This is a genomic window from Cellulomonas taurus (genome assembly GCF_012931845.1).
In the GTDB taxonomy this organism is placed as follows: Bacteria; Actinomycetota; Actinomycetes; order Actinomycetales; family Cellulomonadaceae; genus Cellulomonas; species Cellulomonas taurus.
Genome location: NZ_CP051884.1, coordinates 1,513,034 through 1,527,826, shown reverse-complemented (window position 1 = coordinate 1,527,826; position 14,793 = coordinate 1,513,034). Strand labels below are relative to the sequence as shown.

The following is a 14,793-nucleotide window of genomic DNA, read 5'->3' as shown; positions in this document are numbered from 1 at the left end:
CGACATGGACTGGACACGCATCCTCGTCAACACCGCTGGCGAGATCTTCGCCCCGACCACCGCCGCCTATGCGCTGGCAGCGATCGGGCTGAATGTGCACTTCGGCCTCACCGGGCTGCTGAACATGGGCCAGGCCGGATTCATGCTGATCGGTGCCTACGGCTTCGCGATCTCGACCATCGCCGGCTGGCCGCTGTGGGCGGCGGTGCTGATCGCGTTGGTGGCGGCGGCGCTGTTCGGATTGCTGCTGGGCATTCCGACCCTGAAGCTGCGCGGGGACTACCTCGCGATCGTGACCATCGCCGCCGCGGAGATCGTCCGGCTGATCGGCCGCTCCACCGCGCTGACCGAGCTGACCGGCGCCTCCTCGGGGCTGCGCGGCAACAGTTACAAGCACACGTTCCAGGACGCATCGCCGTTCGCCGACGGGAATGTCGCCATCGGGCCGTTCGAGTACTCCATGAACGCGTCGAACTCCTGGTGGGTGCGGATCGTCGGCTGGGCGCTGGTCGCCCTGGCCTGCCTACTGATCTGGGCATTGATCCGCTCGCCCTGGGGCCGGGTGCTCAAGGGCATCCGCGAGGACGAGGACGCGGTGCGATCCCTGGGCAAGAACGTCTACGCGTACAAGATGCAGGCGCTGGTGCTCGGCGGGGTGATCGGGGCGCTGGCCGGGATCATCTATGTGCTCCCCCGCGCGGTGCAGCCGGATTCGATGGGCCGCCCGATGACGTTCTTCGTCTGGACGATCCTGCTGCTGGGCGGCGCCGCGACCGTGTTCGGGCCGGTGCTCGGGTCGATCATCTTCTGGGTGTCGCTGATGCTCATCAAATCGGTGATGCGGGCCGGGGTACCGGAGTCGGTGATGCGCACGGAGCAGATCGAGCAGTTCGGCTGGGTGATCGTCGGCGTGACGCTGATGCTGCTGGTGATCTTCCGACCACAGGGCATCCTGGGCGACAAGAAGGAGCTGGCGATCAATGTGCGCTGACCGCGATCTGGTGACCGCCGACCTGACCTTCGTCGATCCGGTGCCGGGGGTGCCGAAGCCGGACGCGATCGTGGTCGCCGACGGGGTGCGCCGCCAGTTCGGTGGCATGACGGCCGTCGACGTGGACCACCTGGAGGTGCAGCGCGGCGGGATCACCGCGCTGATCGGTCCGAACGGCGCCGGGAAGACCACGCTGTTCAACCTGCTGACCGGATTCGACCGGCCGTCCACCGGCACCTGGTCCTTCGACGGCCGCTCGCTGTCCGGGGTGTCCGCCGCGAAGGTGGCCCGCTCCGGCATGGTCCGCACCTTCCAGCTGACCAAGGCGCTGAGCCGGATGACCGTGATCGAGAACATGCGGCTCGGTGCCCGGCACCAGCCCGGCGAGAACCTGTTCACCGCGCTGGTCCCCCCGCTGTGGCGCGCCCGGGAACGGGAGATCACCGCCCAGGCCGAGGAACTGCTGGCCCGGTTCAAGCTGGACACCAAGCGCGACGACTACGCCGGTTCGCTGTCCGGCGGCCAGCGCAAGCTGCTGGAGATGGCCCGCGCCCTGATGAGCCGGCCCACCATGGTGATGCTGGACGAGCCGATGGCCGGGGTGAACCCCGCGCTGACCCAGTCGCTGCTCGGCCACATCCAGGCACTGCGGGACGAGGGCACCACGGTGCTGTTCGTCGAGCACGACATGCACATGGTCCGGCACATCTCCGACTGGGTGGTGGTGATGGCCGAGGGCCGGATCGTCGCCGAGGGACCACCGGACGTGGTGATGGCGGACCAGGCGGTGATCGACGCCTACCTGGGTGCCCACCACGACACCGATCTGGGCGACGACGCGTTGCTGGAGGGACTGTGATGACCACACTCGTGCACCGGGGCGCGCCGGAGGGTGAGCCGCTGCTGGCCGCCACCGATCTGATCGCCGGCTACCTGCCCGGGGTGAACATCCTCAACGACTGCAATCTGGTCGTGCACCCCGGCGAGCTGGTCGGGATCATCGGGCCGAACGGTGCCGGGAAGTCCACCCTGCTCAAGGCGCTGTTCGGACTGGTGAACATCCGGTCCGGGACGGTGACGCTGGGTGGGGAGGACATCACCAACCACCGGGCCGACTCACTGGTCCGGCGCGGGGTCGGGTTCGTCCCGCAGACCAACAACGTGTTCCCGTCGCTGTCCATCCAGGAGAACCTGGAGATGGGGCTGTTCCAGTCGCCGAAGCGGTTCGCCGAACGCTTCGAGTTCATCGTGGACCTGTTCCCGGTGCTCGGGGAACGACGGCGACAGCGCGCCGGGTCGCTGTCCGGTGGTGAGCGGCAGATGGTCGCGATGGCCCGGGCGCTGATGATGGACCCGAAGGTGCTGCTGCTGGACGAGCCGAGCGCCGGGCTGTCACCGGTGCGGCAGGACGAGACCTTCCTGCGCACCCGGCGGATCAACCGGGCCGGGGTGTCGGTGGTGATCGTCGAGCAGAACGCGCGCCGCTGCCTGCAGATCTGCGACCGCGCGTACGTGCTGGACCAGGGGTCGAACGCCTACTCCGGGCCGGGGCGCGAGCTGATGCACGACCCGAAGGTGATCGAGCTGTACCTCGGCACGCTGGCCACCGATGTGGACGCGGCCCGGAAGGCGCGCACGGAGGACTGAGTGCCGGGCGTCACCGACGCCGAGTGCGCAGGACGCGGGGAGGTCTCGCCCGAGACACCCGTGGTGCCGCGCACTCGGCGTCGTCGCGTGTCCGGGGGTCACCTGCGCGCGTGGGCGCGATCGTGCGGCTCGTGCTGGTGGTCGCGGTCGTGCGCATGGTCGTGGTCGTGGTCGTGCACGTGGTCGTGCTGCGGGTCCGGGAACTCCCCCAGGCCCAGCCGCGCCCGCACCTGCGGCCGACGCAGCGGCGGCACGGTCGCCGGTGGTCGGCGCCGGTCCGGCAACTCGTCCAGCAGCCGGGTCACGATCGCGGCGATCTCCTCGACCGCCCGCTCGATCGGCTCGGCGGTGCTCGCGCTCACCGACTGCACGCCGCTGACCTTCCGGACGAACTGACGCGCCGCGGCCTCGATCTCCTCGTCGGTCGCGGCCGGTTCCAACCCGCGCAGCGTGGTGATGTTCCGGCACATGCGGCACACGCTAGGCCCGCCCGATGCCTCCGGCCACACAAGCGCCGAGTGCGGACGAATGCACGGTTCCCGGGCTGGGAAGGGTGCTTTCGTCCGCACTCGGCGGGTGGGGATCGGGTCAGTCGACGGAGCCTTCGACCGCCTTGACCCAGACGTTCTTGTTGTCGGCGCCGTACTGGTAGACCCCGATGAAGGCGCTGGACGGGTCGTTGTCCTCGTTGAACGGGCCGATGCCCGCCTGGCCGACGTAGTGGATGTCGTCACCGTCGTCGATCATCGTGACGCAATCGGCGAACGTCGTGCACTCCTCGCCGCCGTCCGCTCCGGACACCGCCGCCAGGTTCGCCTGGATGGTCGGACCGTCGGTGCCGCCACCCTTCACCGCTGCCAGCGCCGCCAGGATCGTGGCGTCGTAGGACTCGGGGCCGTAGGCGTAGTCGGTCAGGTTGGGGTCGACCTCCTTCAACCGGGCCTGGAAGTCGTCGCTGGGGAACGCACCCGGGATGGTGCCCTGGGCGCCCTCGAGCGTGCCCGGCTCGAAGTCCGCCGAGTAGTCGGCGGTGTTGCCGTCGACCATGTAGATGGTGGACGGGTCCACCCCGGCGGCGACCAGCTCGGGGATGATCTGCTTGGTCTGCTCGAAGGCCAGGATCACGATCGCGTCCGGGTTGGTGGCCATCAGCGCGGTGACGTCGGTGGCGAAGGACGAGGCGGCCGGGTCGAACTCCTCGCCCGGGTTGCCGTAGACCACCGTGGCGCCGGCGTCCTCGACGGTGGTCTTCACCACGTCGCGCAGCGAGGTGCCGTAGTCGTCGTTGAACACCAGGATGCCGACGTTCGCCTTGCCGTCGCCGGTAATCAGGTTGCCCAGCGCCGCGCCCTGGACGGTGTCCGGCGGGGCGGTGCGGAAGTAGTAGTCCGAGTAGCCGGACAGCCCGGTGGCCGTGTTCGCCGGGGAGATCTGGACGACCTCGGAGCCGGTGATGTCGTCCACGACATTAAAGGTCACCGAGGAGGACGCGGCGCCGATGATCACCTGGACGTCCTGGGACAGCAGGTCGGTCACCGACTGGGTGGCGACCTCGCCGTGGTCGGCGTCCGAGGAGTCGGCGTGCACCACCTCGACGTCGGAGCCGAGCACACCGCCGGCCTCGTTGATCTCCTGCACGGCGAGGTTGACGCCGGCCACCTCGGGCGGGCCGAGGTAGGCCAGGGTGCCGGTCTGCGGCAGCAGGGTGCCGACGATCAGCGGGCTGCCGTCACCGGAGCCGCCGCCGGTGCTGGTGGAGCCGGACCCGGCGTCGTCGGAGCTGCTGCTGCACGCGGTGAGCACGAGGGCCACGGCACCGGCCAGCCCGGCCACCTGCAGGGCATGTGTCGTACGGATCATGCGGAGAACCCCTCTGGGAGAGTGACGATGGCGGCGACGCTAGGGGTGACGTGTGTCACCCGTGTGTCGGCTGTGTCTCAACCAGAGTTGTTGCGGATTCGTGATGTTCGCGGCCCGGAACGCACGAAGCCCGACCCGTCCGGTGTGGACGGGCCGGGCTCCGCGGTGAGCTCCGAGGGTCAGGTCAGGGTCAGGAAGCGCCGCCTACCTGGTCGATCACGGCGTCGGCGACCTCGCGCATGGTGAGCCGACGGTCCATCGAGGTCTTCTGGATCCACCGGAAGGACTCCGGCTCGGACAGACCCATCTTGGTCATCAGCAGGCCCTTGGCCCGGTCCACGCGCTTGCGGGTCTCGAAGCGCTCGGCCAGGTCGGCCACCTCGGACTCCAGCGCGGTGATCTGCGCGTAGCGGGAGATGGCGATCTCCACCGCGGGCAGCAGGTCGGCCGGGCTGAACGGCTTGACGACGTAGGCCATCGCACCGGCGTCGCGGGCGCGCTCGACCAGCTCGGTCTGGGAGAAGGCGGTCAGCAGGACCACCGGCGCCAGGTGGGCCTTGGCGATCCGCTCGGCGGCGGAGATCCCGTCCAGGACCGGCATCTTGACGTCCATCACGACGACGTCCGGCTTCAGCTCGGTGGCCAGGGCGACCGCCTGCTCGCCGTCGCCGGCCTCGCCGACCACGTCGAACCCGGCTTCGCGGAGCGTCTCGACGACGTCCATCCGGATCAGGGCCTCGTCCTCGGCGACGACGGCACGACGGGCCGGGCGGGCCTCCGGCTCGGCGGCCTTCTGCTCGGTCTTGGTGGGGATGTCGAGGTCGAGCGGAGCGGCGTCTGCCGACTCCGCGACCTCGTTCGGGGTTGCGTCCTGGGTGCTCACGCTGAGGATTCTAGGTCCTCGGGCCGCCCGGGTGCCGGATTCTGCCGCTGTGAGAACGCGCACGGCAGGTCATGGCGTGAGCCGGGCGACCCAGCGGGCGATCCGAGCCGCCCGGGTCCGCGGGGTCGCCGCGGTCACCACCTGGTGCAGGACGGAGTAGCGCTCGGACTTCGCCAGCGCGGCGAACGCCTCGGCGGCACCGGGTGCCGCGGCGAGTGCGTCGACCAGATCCGGCGGCACCTCGATGGTCGACTGCCCGGCGTAGGCACGGTCCCAGCGACCGTCGGCCTGGGCGGCGGCGACCTCGGCCAGCCCGCGCGGGCGCATCCGGCCCGCCGCGGTCAGCCGCGCGATGTACTGCACGTTCCGCGCCGACCACAGGCTGCGGGCCCGGCGTGGGGTATAGCGCTGCAGGAAGGTGGTCTCGTCCCGGCCGAGTCGCTGACCGTCGATCCAGCCCGAGCACAGCGCCTCGTCCAGGGCCTGCGCGGCGGAGATGCTGGTCGGGTCCGTGGTGCCCTTCTTGGCGAGCAGCAACCACACGCCGTCCGACGCCGACTCGTGGACGTCCAGCCAGGCACGCCAGGCGGCGACGTCGGGCAGGATCAACGGGTCGTCGGCGGCCATGCCCCCATCGTGCCGCCCGACACCGACACGGCGTCAGTCCTCGCCGGTCTCGGCCCGGAACTCCTCGGCCAGCGCGACCCCCGCGGCGACGGTGGCGGCGATGGCGGCCTCGGGGACGTGCACCAGGCGCAGGCAGCCGCGCACCACGGCCTCGGCGTAGGCACCCCGAGTACCGTCGTCCCCCCACTGGCGCTGCGAGATGATCCCCTCCACCAGGCCGAAGGGCAGTTCGAGGTCGGCGTCCGACAGCGCCGCGGGGTCGGTGCCGTGCCGGGCCAGGGTCGCGGCGGACAGGTCGCGGTAGTGCCCGCGCAGGGCGACTTGGCTCTCCCGGGTCTCAGCGAACTCGGTCTCGGCGATGTCCAGCAGCCGGTAGACCACGTGCAGGTTCCACCGGTCGCGCAGCAGGCCGTCCAGGTCGTAGCGGGTGAGCGCGGCCAGGGCGACGGCCGGGTCGTCGGTGCGCCCTTGCAGCCAGAGCGCGCACTGCACCGACGGGGCGACGGTGCCCTTGAGCAGGGAGCGCAGGATCTGGCTCTTGTCCGGGAAGTGGTAGTACAGCGACGCCTGCTTGATCCCGACCGCGTCGGCGATCTGCCGGGTGGTGGTCTCGGTGTAGCCCTGCTCGCCGAACAGGCGGGCGGCGGCGGCGAGGATCTCCTCCCGGGTAGACAGACCGGAGTCGGGTCGCGGGGCCGAACGCGGGCGGCCCCGGCGACGGGGCGTGGGGGTGGTGGTCATCGCAGCTCCTTGACGACGCGGCCGTCCTGGACGACCAGGGTGATCCGGTCCGGGTCGGCGAGGGCGGTGATCTCGGTCACGGGGTCGACGTCGGTCAGCACCAGATCCGCACGCATGCCGGGGACGATGCTGCCGACCTGATCGTCCAGCCCCAGCATCCGAGCGGCACCGGACGTCCCGGCGACCAGGGCTGCCATCGGGGACAGCCCGTGGTCGACGAGCAGCCCCAGTTCCGTGAGGTTGGTGCCGTGCGGGGCGATCCCGGCGTCGGTGCCGAGCGCCACCGGGACCCCGGCGCTCAGCGCGGCGTGCAGGCGCTCGCTCGCCTGCTCCTTCATGGTGCGGCGCTTGACCGCGACCCACGGGGCGAGACCGTCGGACAGCGGGCGGGTCAGGGTGGACAGGGTGGGCACCAGCCAGGTGCCCCGCTCCCCCATCAGATCGATCGTCGGGTCGTCGATCTGGTAGCCGTGCTCGATGCTGCGGACCCCGGATCGGACGGCGGCGGCGATCCCGGCGGCACCCTGGGCGTGCGCGGCCACCCCGACACCGCCGTGCCGCTCGGCCTCGGCGACCACCGCCCGCAGTTCGGGTTCGCTCAGTCCGCCGGACTCCGGGTGGCTGCCGGGGCTGCCCATCCCTCCGGTGGCGGCGACCTTGACCCAGTCGGCCCCCTGACGGAGCACCTCGCGCACCGCACGGACGAACTCCGCGGGTGAATCCGCGATCGCCCCGGCGCCGGGTCCGGTGTCCAGCGCCAGCCCCTCGACGGTGCGCCAGTCGCCGTGCCCGCCGGTGATGGAGAGGATCCGGATGGCGATCAGCAGGCGGGGTCCGCGGACCAGGTGCTGATCGACCGCCGATCGGTACCCGGAGTCGGCGCCGGCCAGGTCGCGCACCGTGGTCACCCCGGCGTCCAGGGTCGCGGACAGGTGCGGCACCGAGCGGAGCACGAGCAGCGACTCCGGGGCCATGACCTCGGCCATCGCGTCCTTGCCGGGCAGCGTGCTGACGTGCACGTGGCAGTCGAGGAAGCCCGGCAGCAGGGTGCGCCCCCTGCCCTCGATCACCCGCAGCCGCTCGCCGGTGGGCAGCTGCCCGGTGGGGGCGACGGTGGCGATGAGTCCGTCGGCGATCAGCACGTCGACGTGCTCGCGCGGCGCGGAGCCGGTGCCGTCGATCAGGCGGGTGTCCCGCAGCAGGAGGTCGGTCACGCGAGCAGGCTAGCGCATTACCTGTCGCCGACAGATTTTACCTCCGGGCAACACGCGGACACTCCCCCGCAACGACCGCCGCCTACTTTTCCGGTCACTGACAGGAAAGCGTCCCGGGTCCCCTCCTCCCCTCCCCTTCCCACCGCGACGCCCGACCGAGAGGCATGCCATGTCCCCCAGCCCCGCACGCCGCCGCCCCCGCACCCTCCTGCTCGCCCTGCCCGCCCTGACCGGACTGCTGGCCCTGACCGCATGCGGCCAGAGCGGCACCCTCGGATCGACCGGCGCGGGCAGCGGCGACGACGTCTTCACCGCCGTCATGCTCACCGGATACACCACCCCGCCGGACCCGGACGTGAACTACGACGGCCCGGGGCTGAACATCATCGAGAACACCTACGAGGGCCTGGTCGCCTACCAGGACGGCACCGAGAGCCCGGAGATCGTGCCGGAGCTGGCCGAGGACTGGACCGTCTCGGACGACGGACTGACCTACACCTTCACCCTGCGCGACGGCGTCACCTTCCACGACGGCACCGCCTTCACCTCCGCCGCGGTGCAGAAGTCCTTCGAGCGGCGCACCCAGGTGGACGCCGGTCCGGCCTACATGGTCGGGGACGTGGTCAGCGTCGAGACCCCCGACGACCTGACCGCGGTGATCACGCTCAGCGCACCGAACCAGGCGTTCCTGGACTACCTGGCATCGCCGTTCGGCGTGAAGATGATCAGCCCCACCGTTCTGGACGAGCAGGCGGGCGACGACTTCGCCCAGACCTACCTGACCAGCCACGACGCTGGCACCGGCCCGTACGAACTGACCGGGGTCCAGACCGGCGAGCGGTACGAGCTGACCGCCTACGACGGCTACTGGGGTGACGCACCCGAGCTGACCGACATCGAACTGCAGGTGGCCGAGAACGCCTCCGCCGCACAGTTGCAGCTCGAGCGCGGGGAGATCGACGCGATCCTGGGCAACCTGAACAAGACCTCCTTCGAGTCCTTCGCCGACAGCGAGGAGGTCAGCACCAGCACCTTCGCCAACTTCACCACGCAGATGATCTACGTGAACCCGGCGTCGGCCTGGCTGTCCAGCGTGGAGGCCCGCCAGTCCCTGTTCGCCGGGATCGACAAGGAGTCGATCATCGACGAGGCGATGGGGTCGTTGGAGGTGCCGACCGACCAGCTGTTCCCGCAGGGCATGGTGGACGCCGGGATCGACGAGCAGGGCATCAGCTACGACAGCGCCGCCTGGTCGGCACTCGGTGCGCCGCCCTCCGGCACGGTGCGGATCGCGTACGCCGGGTCTAGCGCCGACGGCAAGGCGGTCGCCGAGGAACTCGGATCCCGGCTGAGCACGGCGGGCATCCCGGCGGAGGCGGTCGCCTACTCGGCCGGCACCATCTACGGCATCGCCGACGAGGGTACCGACGGACCGGACCTGGCGGTGTTCTCCGTGTTCCCGGACGCCGGACACCCCGACGCCTGGGCCTCGATCATCTACACCCCGGCCGGTGGCCTCGACCTGTTCGGCGCCGAGGTGCCCGGACTGACCGACCTGCTGGACACCGCCCGGGCCAGCGCGGACGTCACCGCCTACGCACCGGTCGCCGACGCGGTGAACGCCACCCGCTACTGGTTCTCCATCGGGTCGCTGAACAGCACCCTGCTGACCACGCCGGATGTCACCGGTGCCGCCGAGGCGCAGAACGTCCTGGAGTACAACGTGCTGCACTTCGCCGCCCTGGGCCGGGGCTGACCCGATGACCGACGTCCTGAGCGTGACCGGGCTGGAGGTCCGGCTCCGCCGCGACGGGGAGAGCGTGCACGCGGTGCGCGGCGTGGACCTGAGCGTGGCCCCCGGTGAGGTGCTCGGCCTGGTCGGCGGGTCGGGATCGGGCAAGAGCATCCTCGGCCTGGCGGTGATGGGGCTGCTGCCCGCCGCCGCCCGGCCGGAGGTCTCCGGTGCGATCGACCTGGCCGGGACCGACATGATCCACGCCCCGGACCCGGTGCGGCGGGCCACCCGCCGCCGGCACGTCGGCGCGGTGTTCCAGGATCCGATGACCTCGCTGGATCCGACGATGACCATCGGCCGCCAGCTGGCCGAGGTGACCCGGGACCGGGCGCAGGCACTGTCGCTGCTGGCGGACGTGGGCATCCCGCAGCCGGCCGACCGGTTGAAGGCGTACCCGCACCAGCTGTCCGGCGGTCTGCGCCAGCGCGTGATGATCGCGCTGGCGGTGGCCCGACGACCGTCGCTGATCCTGGCCGACGAGCCGACCACCGCCCTTGACGTCACGGTGCAGGCGCAGATCCTGGACCTGCTGCTCGCGCTGCGCGCGGAGATCGACTGCTCCATCGTCTTCGTCACCCACGACCTCGGGGTGGCGGCCCAGGTCTGCGACCGGATCGCGGTGATGCAGACCGGACGGATCGTCGAGTCGGCGGCCGTGGACCAGGTGTTCGGCGATCCGCAGCACGGCTACACCAAGAACCTGTTGCGGTCCCGCATCGACCTGGACACGCCACGTGACCGGCCGCTGGCGGCGATGCCGGTCACCGCCGCCCCGCCTGCCGGGGACGACGACCTGGCCATCGGCGCCGACGGGGTGCTGGACCTGGCCCCCGGCGCACCGACCCCGACCCTGCCCGCACGCTGGCCCGCGCCGCCGATCAAGCCCACGGCGGCCGTCACGGTCAGCGACGCGCACCGCGAGTTCCGCTCCGGACCGCCCTGGCAGCGCCGGACGTTGGCGGCGTTGCGCGGGGTGGACCTGAAGGTGCGGGCCGGGGAGTCGGTGGCCCTGGTCGGCGAGAGCGGCTGTGGCAAGTCCACCCTGCTCCGGGTGGTCGCCGGATTGGAGACCCTGACCTCCGGGTCGGTGACCGTCGCCGACGGCGCCCGCCCGCAGATGGTGTTCCAGGACGCCGGTGCCTCGCTCACCCCGTGGCTGCGGGTCGGGACGATGCTGGACGAGCGGCTGCGCTCGCACGTCACCGGGATGTCCCGTGAGCAGCGCCGGACCGCGGTGCTGGACGCGCTGCGCACCGTCGGACTGCCGGAGGAGACCGCCCGGGCCCGCGGCGACCAGCTCTCCGGCGGGCAGCGCCAGCGGGTCGCGCTGGCCCGGGCGGTGATCGTGCCGCCGACCGTGCTGCTCTGCGACGAGCCGACCAGCGCACTGGATGTGTCGCTGGCCGCCACCGTGCTGAACCTGATCGGTCGGCTGCGCCGCGACCTGGGCATGTCGGTGCTGTTCGTGACCCACGACCTGGCGGCGGCCCGGATCGTCGCCGACCGGATCGCGGTGATGCGGGCGGGCCGGATCGTCGAGGTCGGGCCCACCGACCAGGTTTGCGCGGCACCCGCACACGAGTACACCCGCACCCTGCTGGCCGCGATCCCCGGCCCGCAGCACCGGATCGGAGCCAGCCGATGACCACGATGACCGCCGTCGCCCCCGGGCGAGCAGCCCGCCGCTGGGCGAAGCTGACCGCCGTCCGGCACCGGGCGGTCGGGGTGGACCTGATCGCGATCGGCGCGCTGGTGCTGATCGTCCTGGTCGCGGTGGCGGCCCCGGTGCTGGCCCCGCACTCGCCGATCCTGCGCAGCGGGGACGCCTTCCTGCCGCCGTTGAGCCCGGGTCACCTGTTCGGCACCGACGCCCTGGGCTACGACATCCTGTCCCGGCTGTTGTACGGCATGCGGTCCAGCCTGATCGCGGCGGTGATCGTGATTGTCTCCGGTGTGCTGATCGGCGGTCTGGTCGGCCTGCTGGCCGGTGCCCTCCCCGGCTGGGTGGACACCGTGCTGATGCGCGGCACCGACCTGTTCCTGGCACTCCCCGGTCTGGTGATCGCGATGGCGGTGGCGGCGGCCCTGGGTGCCAGCTTCACCAGCGCGCTGATCGGGGTCGCCGTGGTCTGGTGGCCGTTGTACGCCCGGCTGGTGCGCGGAGAGGTGCGGGCCTGGGCGGCGCGTCCCCACCTGGAGGCGGCACGGCTCGCCGGAACCCCGTGGGGCATCCGGGTCACCCGGCATCTGCTGCCCGGGGTCCGGTCGACCATCGTCGTCGCCGCCAGCCTGGACGTCGGCGGGCTGGTGGTCGCCCTGTCCGGGCTGTCGTTCATCGGCCTGTCGTCCCCGGCACCGGCACCCGAACTCGGGGCGATGGCGGCGCAGGGCATGGCCTACCTGCTCCAGGCGTGGTGGGTGCCGATCTTCCCCGGCCTGGCGGTGCTGGTGATCGCCCTGGCCGCCAACCTCGCCGGCGACGGCGTCCGCGACCTGATGCGCGGCCGCTGATGGCCGCCCCGATGAAGGAGATGCCGAGATGGTGATGTTCCTGGTCAAGCGGGTCGGGGCCACCCTGGGGGTGCTGCTGGCGCTCACCATGGCGCTGTTCGGCCTGCAAGAGGTGTCCGGGGTGGACCCGGCCAAGGCCTACGTGGGTGCGAATGCCTCCGCCGATGCCGTGGCCGCCGCCCGCGAGCGCCTCGGGCTGGACGAGCCCCTGGTGTCGCGGTACCTGACCTACCTGAACGGATTGCTGCACGGCGATCTGCAGAACTCGTTGCGCAGCCGGACCCCGGTGGCGGAGAACCTGGCGCAGGTGCTCCCCGCGAGTCTGGAGCTGGCGGCCTGGGTACTGGGGATCGCGCTGGTGCTCGGGGTGGCGTTCGCCGCGCTGACCACGCTGGCCTGGCGGGGCGCGGGGATCGTGCGGGTGGTGCTGCTGTCCGGGGCCGCGGCACCGACCTTCCTGCTCGGCATGGTGGGGCTGCTGGTGTTCTACGCCCAGCTCGGCTGGTTGCCCTCGGGTGGGCGGTCCGGGATCCGCGACGCCCCTGCCGGGCCGACCGGGTTCCTGGTGCTGGACGGGCTGCTGGCCGGGCGGATCGACGTCCTCGGTGACGCGGTGGCGCATCTGGCGCTGCCCGCACTGTGCGCGGCGATCTCCCCCGCGGTCGCCATCGGTCGGGTCCTGGTGGACGGGTTGAAGGCCAACATGTCCGCCGACCACGCCCGCACCGCCCGGTCGGCCGGGATGAGCGAGCGGCAGATCCTCGTCCGGCACGCGGTGCGCAACTCCCTGGGTCCGACCCTGTCGATGGTCGGGATCCAGGCCGGGATGCTGCTGGCCGGGCTGGTGGTCGTGGAGAAGATCTTCGACTGGCCCGGGGTCGGCTCCTACCTCGACAAATCCGTCGCCGCCTCCGACTTCCCGGCCATCGCCGGGGTCGCCCTGGTGCTCGGCATCGTCTACGTCCTGCTCAACACCGTCGTCGACTGCCTGCAGGCAGCCGCCGACCGTCGGATCGCGCTCGCCTGAGCGCGACTGAAAGGAATCCCCATGAACGTCACCGGTAACGCCGTCCTGATCGTCGTCGACATCCAGGGCGGAGACGTGGAGCGGGCCGAGTCCCGTACCGAGATCCCGTACATGCCCGGCCGCACCGAACGGGCACCCCGGGTCCGCGCGCTGATCGCGGAGTGCCGGGAGCGGGGTATCCCGGTGGTCTGGATCCAGGAGGTGCACAAGCCCTCGCTGATCGACATCGGTCGGGAGCTGGACGGCTCCGAGGGACCGCACTGCGTGGAGGGCTGGCCGGAGACCGAGCTGGCGCAGGGCCTGGAGCCGCGGCCGGAGGAGTTCCTGATCCGCAAGCGCCGGTACTCGGCGTTCTTCGGCACCGAGCTGGAGATCGTGCTCAAGGCGTACCGGGCGGAGACGGTGATCCTGGTCGGCGGGCTGACCGATGTCTGCATCCACTACACCGCCGTCGACGCGCACCAGCACGACTATCGGGTCCGGGTGGTGACCGACGGGGTGGGCGGCTCCACCCAGGAGGCGCACGACGCGGCACTGCGCGCGATCCACTACCTGCAGCGCGACGCCCTGGTGACCGCCGAGCAGGTGCAGGACTGGCTGACCACCGCACCGGAGAACCCCGAGGTCGCTCGGGCCGTGGCGCTGGACCGGGTCGGTGCGGTGGTGGGGCTGTGAGCGGCACCGCGAATCCGTCGGGCGCCCGGGACCACGCCCGCGCCCAGGGCGGCACCGTCGTGGAGACCATGCCCACCGTCCCGGCCGCGAGCGCCGGCGACTGGCCGCAGGACGCCGGTGAACGGCTGCACGCCGAGACGGTCGCGGGTGGCAACTACACCAGCCTGGCCTTCACTGCGGGGACGGTGCTGGAGCTGACCGACCTGGCCGGTGACGCCTGCGCCCATCTGGTGCTGACCAATGCGGCCCAGGTGGACGAGCGCCTGAACGTCGCGGACACGGTCAAGATCCAGTGGCAGGCGTACCTGGGGGCCGGGTCGATGCTGCTCTCCGACCGGGGCCGGGTGCTGGCGACGGTGCTCTCCGACACCTCCGGTCGGCACGACACCTTCTGCGGCACCTCCACCCGGGCGGCGAACGAACGCCGGTACGGGGACGGCTCGCCGCAGGGCGGGACGCCGGCCGGTCGCGAGCTCCTGACCCTGGCGGCGCTGAAGCAGGGGCTGGGCCCCCGGGACGTGCCGCCGAGCATCAGCCTGTTCCAGGGCGTGCGGATCGCCGACGACGGCAGCACGGAGTTCATCGGGTCCGCCGGGCCGGGCGCTCGGATCCGGCTGCGGTTGGAGCTGCCCTGCCTGGTGCTGCTGGCCAATGTCCCGCACCCGGTCGATCCCCGGCCCGAGTACGTGTCCACCCCGCTCCGGCTGCGGGCGTGGCGGGGGACGCCGACCACCCTGACCGACCCGCTGGCCACCGCCACCCCGGAGGCGGCCCGGGCCTATGCCAACACCACCGACTACCTGCGCGCGAAGGGGTTGTGAC

General features: G+C 71.6%; 15 protein-coding genes. 9 read left to right on the top strand and 6 right to left on the bottom strand.

Annotated elements, in window-relative coordinates; translation table 11 throughout:
• Window positions 1–4: 4 nt before the first annotated feature.
• From HGK68_RS07060 to HGK68_RS07050, 3 genes are read left to right on the top strand one after another with little or no spacing between them, the layout of a single operon-like run.
• Window positions 5–991, top strand: a complete 987-nt coding sequence (locus HGK68_RS07060; protein WP_169165329.1) for a branched-chain amino acid ABC transporter permease — start codon at window positions 5–7, stop codon at window positions 989–991.
• A complete protein-coding gene (locus HGK68_RS07055) occupies window positions 981–1,850 on the top strand; it encodes an ABC transporter ATP-binding protein (RefSeq protein ID WP_169165328.1) in 870 nt (289 codons plus the stop codon). The genes HGK68_RS07060 and HGK68_RS07055 overlap by 11 nt, the downstream gene beginning before the upstream one ends.
• On the top strand, window positions 1,850–2,638 hold the full coding sequence (locus tag HGK68_RS07050) for an ABC transporter ATP-binding protein (RefSeq protein WP_169165327.1): 789 nt from the start codon (window positions 1,850–1,852) through the stop codon (window positions 2,636–2,638). The genes HGK68_RS07055 and HGK68_RS07050 overlap by 1 nt, the downstream gene beginning before the upstream one ends.
• Window positions 2,639–2,736: 98 nt before the next feature.
• Here the strand turns inward: HGK68_RS07050 and HGK68_RS07045 are convergent, their stop codons facing one another.
• The 6 genes from HGK68_RS07045 to HGK68_RS07020 form a co-directional block, all read right to left on the bottom strand.
• Window positions 2,737–3,108 (bottom strand): DUF2277 domain-containing protein, encoded by a 372-nt coding sequence (locus HGK68_RS07045; protein ID WP_169165326.1) that lies wholly within the window; start codon window positions 3,106–3,108, stop codon window positions 2,737–2,739.
• 118 nt (window positions 3,109–3,226) lie between these two features.
• On the bottom strand, window positions 3,227–4,498 hold the full coding sequence (locus tag HGK68_RS07040) for an ABC transporter substrate-binding protein (protein ID WP_169165325.1): 1,272 nt from the start codon (window positions 4,496–4,498) through the stop codon (window positions 3,227–3,229).
• A 190-nt stretch (window positions 4,499–4,688) separates the two neighbouring features.
• Complete coding sequence (locus HGK68_RS07035; protein ID WP_425483668.1) at window positions 4,689–5,381, bottom strand: ANTAR domain-containing response regulator; 693 nt, start codon at window positions 5,379–5,381, stop codon at window positions 4,689–4,691.
• Between the two features lie 69 nt (window positions 5,382–5,450).
• Window positions 5,451–6,008, bottom strand: a complete 558-nt coding sequence (locus HGK68_RS07030; RefSeq protein WP_169165324.1) for a YdeI/OmpD-associated family protein — start codon at window positions 6,006–6,008, stop codon at window positions 5,451–5,453.
• Window positions 6,009–6,041: 33 nt separating this feature from the next.
• Window positions 6,042–6,749, bottom strand: a complete 708-nt coding sequence (locus HGK68_RS07025; protein WP_169165323.1) for a TetR/AcrR family transcriptional regulator — start codon at window positions 6,747–6,749, stop codon at window positions 6,042–6,044.
• Window positions 6,746–7,963, bottom strand: coding sequence for a metal-dependent hydrolase family protein (locus tag HGK68_RS07020; protein WP_169165322.1), 1,218 nt, complete (start codon window positions 7,961–7,963; stop codon window positions 6,746–6,748). The genes HGK68_RS07025 and HGK68_RS07020 overlap by 4 nt, the downstream gene beginning before the upstream one ends.
• A gap of 169 nt (window positions 7,964–8,132) precedes the next feature.
• Here HGK68_RS07020 and HGK68_RS07015 point away from each other — a divergent pair, with 169 nt between their 5' ends.
• The 6 genes from HGK68_RS07015 to HGK68_RS06990 are packed head-to-tail and all read left to right on the top strand — an operon-like array spanning window position 8,133 to window position 14,792.
• On the top strand, window positions 8,133–9,719 hold the full coding sequence (locus HGK68_RS07015) for an ABC transporter substrate-binding protein (RefSeq protein ID WP_169165321.1): 1,587 nt from the start codon (window positions 8,133–8,135) through the stop codon (window positions 9,717–9,719).
• 4 nt (window positions 9,720–9,723) lie between these two features.
• Window positions 9,724–11,403 (top strand): ATP-binding cassette domain-containing protein, encoded by a 1,680-nt coding sequence (locus tag HGK68_RS07010; RefSeq protein ID WP_169165320.1) that lies wholly within the window; start codon window positions 9,724–9,726, stop codon window positions 11,401–11,403.
• Window positions 11,400–12,269 carry an ABC transporter permease gene (locus HGK68_RS07005; protein ID WP_169165319.1) on the top strand — a complete coding sequence of 290 codons (870 nt, stop codon included), beginning with the start codon at window positions 11,400–11,402 and terminating at the stop codon, window positions 12,267–12,269. The genes HGK68_RS07010 and HGK68_RS07005 overlap by 4 nt, the downstream gene beginning before the upstream one ends.
• Before the next feature lie 28 nt (window positions 12,270–12,297).
• A complete protein-coding gene (locus HGK68_RS07000; protein ID WP_169165318.1) occupies window positions 12,298–13,296 on the top strand; it encodes an ABC transporter permease in 999 nt (332 codons plus the stop codon).
• 21 nt (window positions 13,297–13,317) lie between these two features.
• Entirely contained in the window at window positions 13,318–13,971 is a 654-nt protein-coding gene (locus HGK68_RS06995) for a cysteine hydrolase family protein (protein WP_169165317.1), read from the top strand.
• A complete protein-coding gene (locus HGK68_RS06990; RefSeq protein WP_246260655.1) occupies window positions 13,968–14,792 on the top strand; it encodes an urea amidolyase associated protein UAAP1 in 825 nt (274 codons plus the stop codon). The genes HGK68_RS06995 and HGK68_RS06990 overlap by 4 nt, the downstream gene beginning before the upstream one ends.
• The last annotated feature ends 1 nt before the right edge of the window (window position 14,793 follow it).

What these genes read in the sequence shown, in the direction of transcription:
- HGK68_RS07055 (WP_169165328.1), top strand. Translation starts at nt 981, where the DNA reads ATGTGCGCTGACCGCGATCTGGTGACCGCCGACCTGACCTTCGTCGAT.
- HGK68_RS07050 (WP_169165327.1), top strand. Translation starts at nt 1,850, where the DNA reads ATGACCACACTCGTGCACCGGGGCGCGCCGGAGGGTGAGCCGCTGCTG.
- HGK68_RS06995 (WP_169165317.1), top strand. Translation starts at nt 13,318, where the DNA reads ATGAACGTCACCGGTAACGCCGTCCTGATCGTCGTCGACATCCAGGGC.
- HGK68_RS07005 (WP_169165319.1), top strand. Translation starts at nt 11,400, where the DNA reads ATGACCACGATGACCGCCGTCGCCCCCGGGCGAGCAGCCCGCCGCTGG.
- HGK68_RS07010 (WP_169165320.1), top strand. Translation starts at nt 9,724, where the DNA reads ATGACCGACGTCCTGAGCGTGACCGGGCTGGAGGTCCGGCTCCGCCGC.
- HGK68_RS07015 (WP_169165321.1), top strand. Translation starts at nt 8,133, where the DNA reads ATGTCCCCCAGCCCCGCACGCCGCCGCCCCCGCACCCTCCTGCTCGCC.
- HGK68_RS07000 (WP_169165318.1), top strand. Translation starts at nt 12,298, where the DNA reads ATGGTGATGTTCCTGGTCAAGCGGGTCGGGGCCACCCTGGGGGTGCTG.
- HGK68_RS07045 (WP_169165326.1), bottom strand. Translation starts at nt 3,108, where the DNA reads ATGTGCCGGAACATCACCACGCTGCGCGGGTTGGAACCGGCCGCGACC.
- HGK68_RS07060 (WP_169165329.1), top strand. Translation starts at nt 5, where the DNA reads ATGGACTGGACACGCATCCTCGTCAACACCGCTGGCGAGATCTTCGCC.
- HGK68_RS07040 (WP_169165325.1), bottom strand. Translation starts at nt 4,498, where the DNA reads ATGATCCGTACGACACATGCCCTGCAGGTGGCCGGGCTGGCCGGTGCC.
- HGK68_RS07025 (WP_169165323.1), bottom strand. Translation starts at nt 6,749, where the DNA reads ATGACCACCACCCCCACGCCCCGTCGCCGGGGCCGCCCGCGTTCGGCC.
- HGK68_RS07030 (WP_169165324.1), bottom strand. Translation starts at nt 6,008, where the DNA reads ATGGCCGCCGACGACCCGTTGATCCTGCCCGACGTCGCCGCCTGGCGT.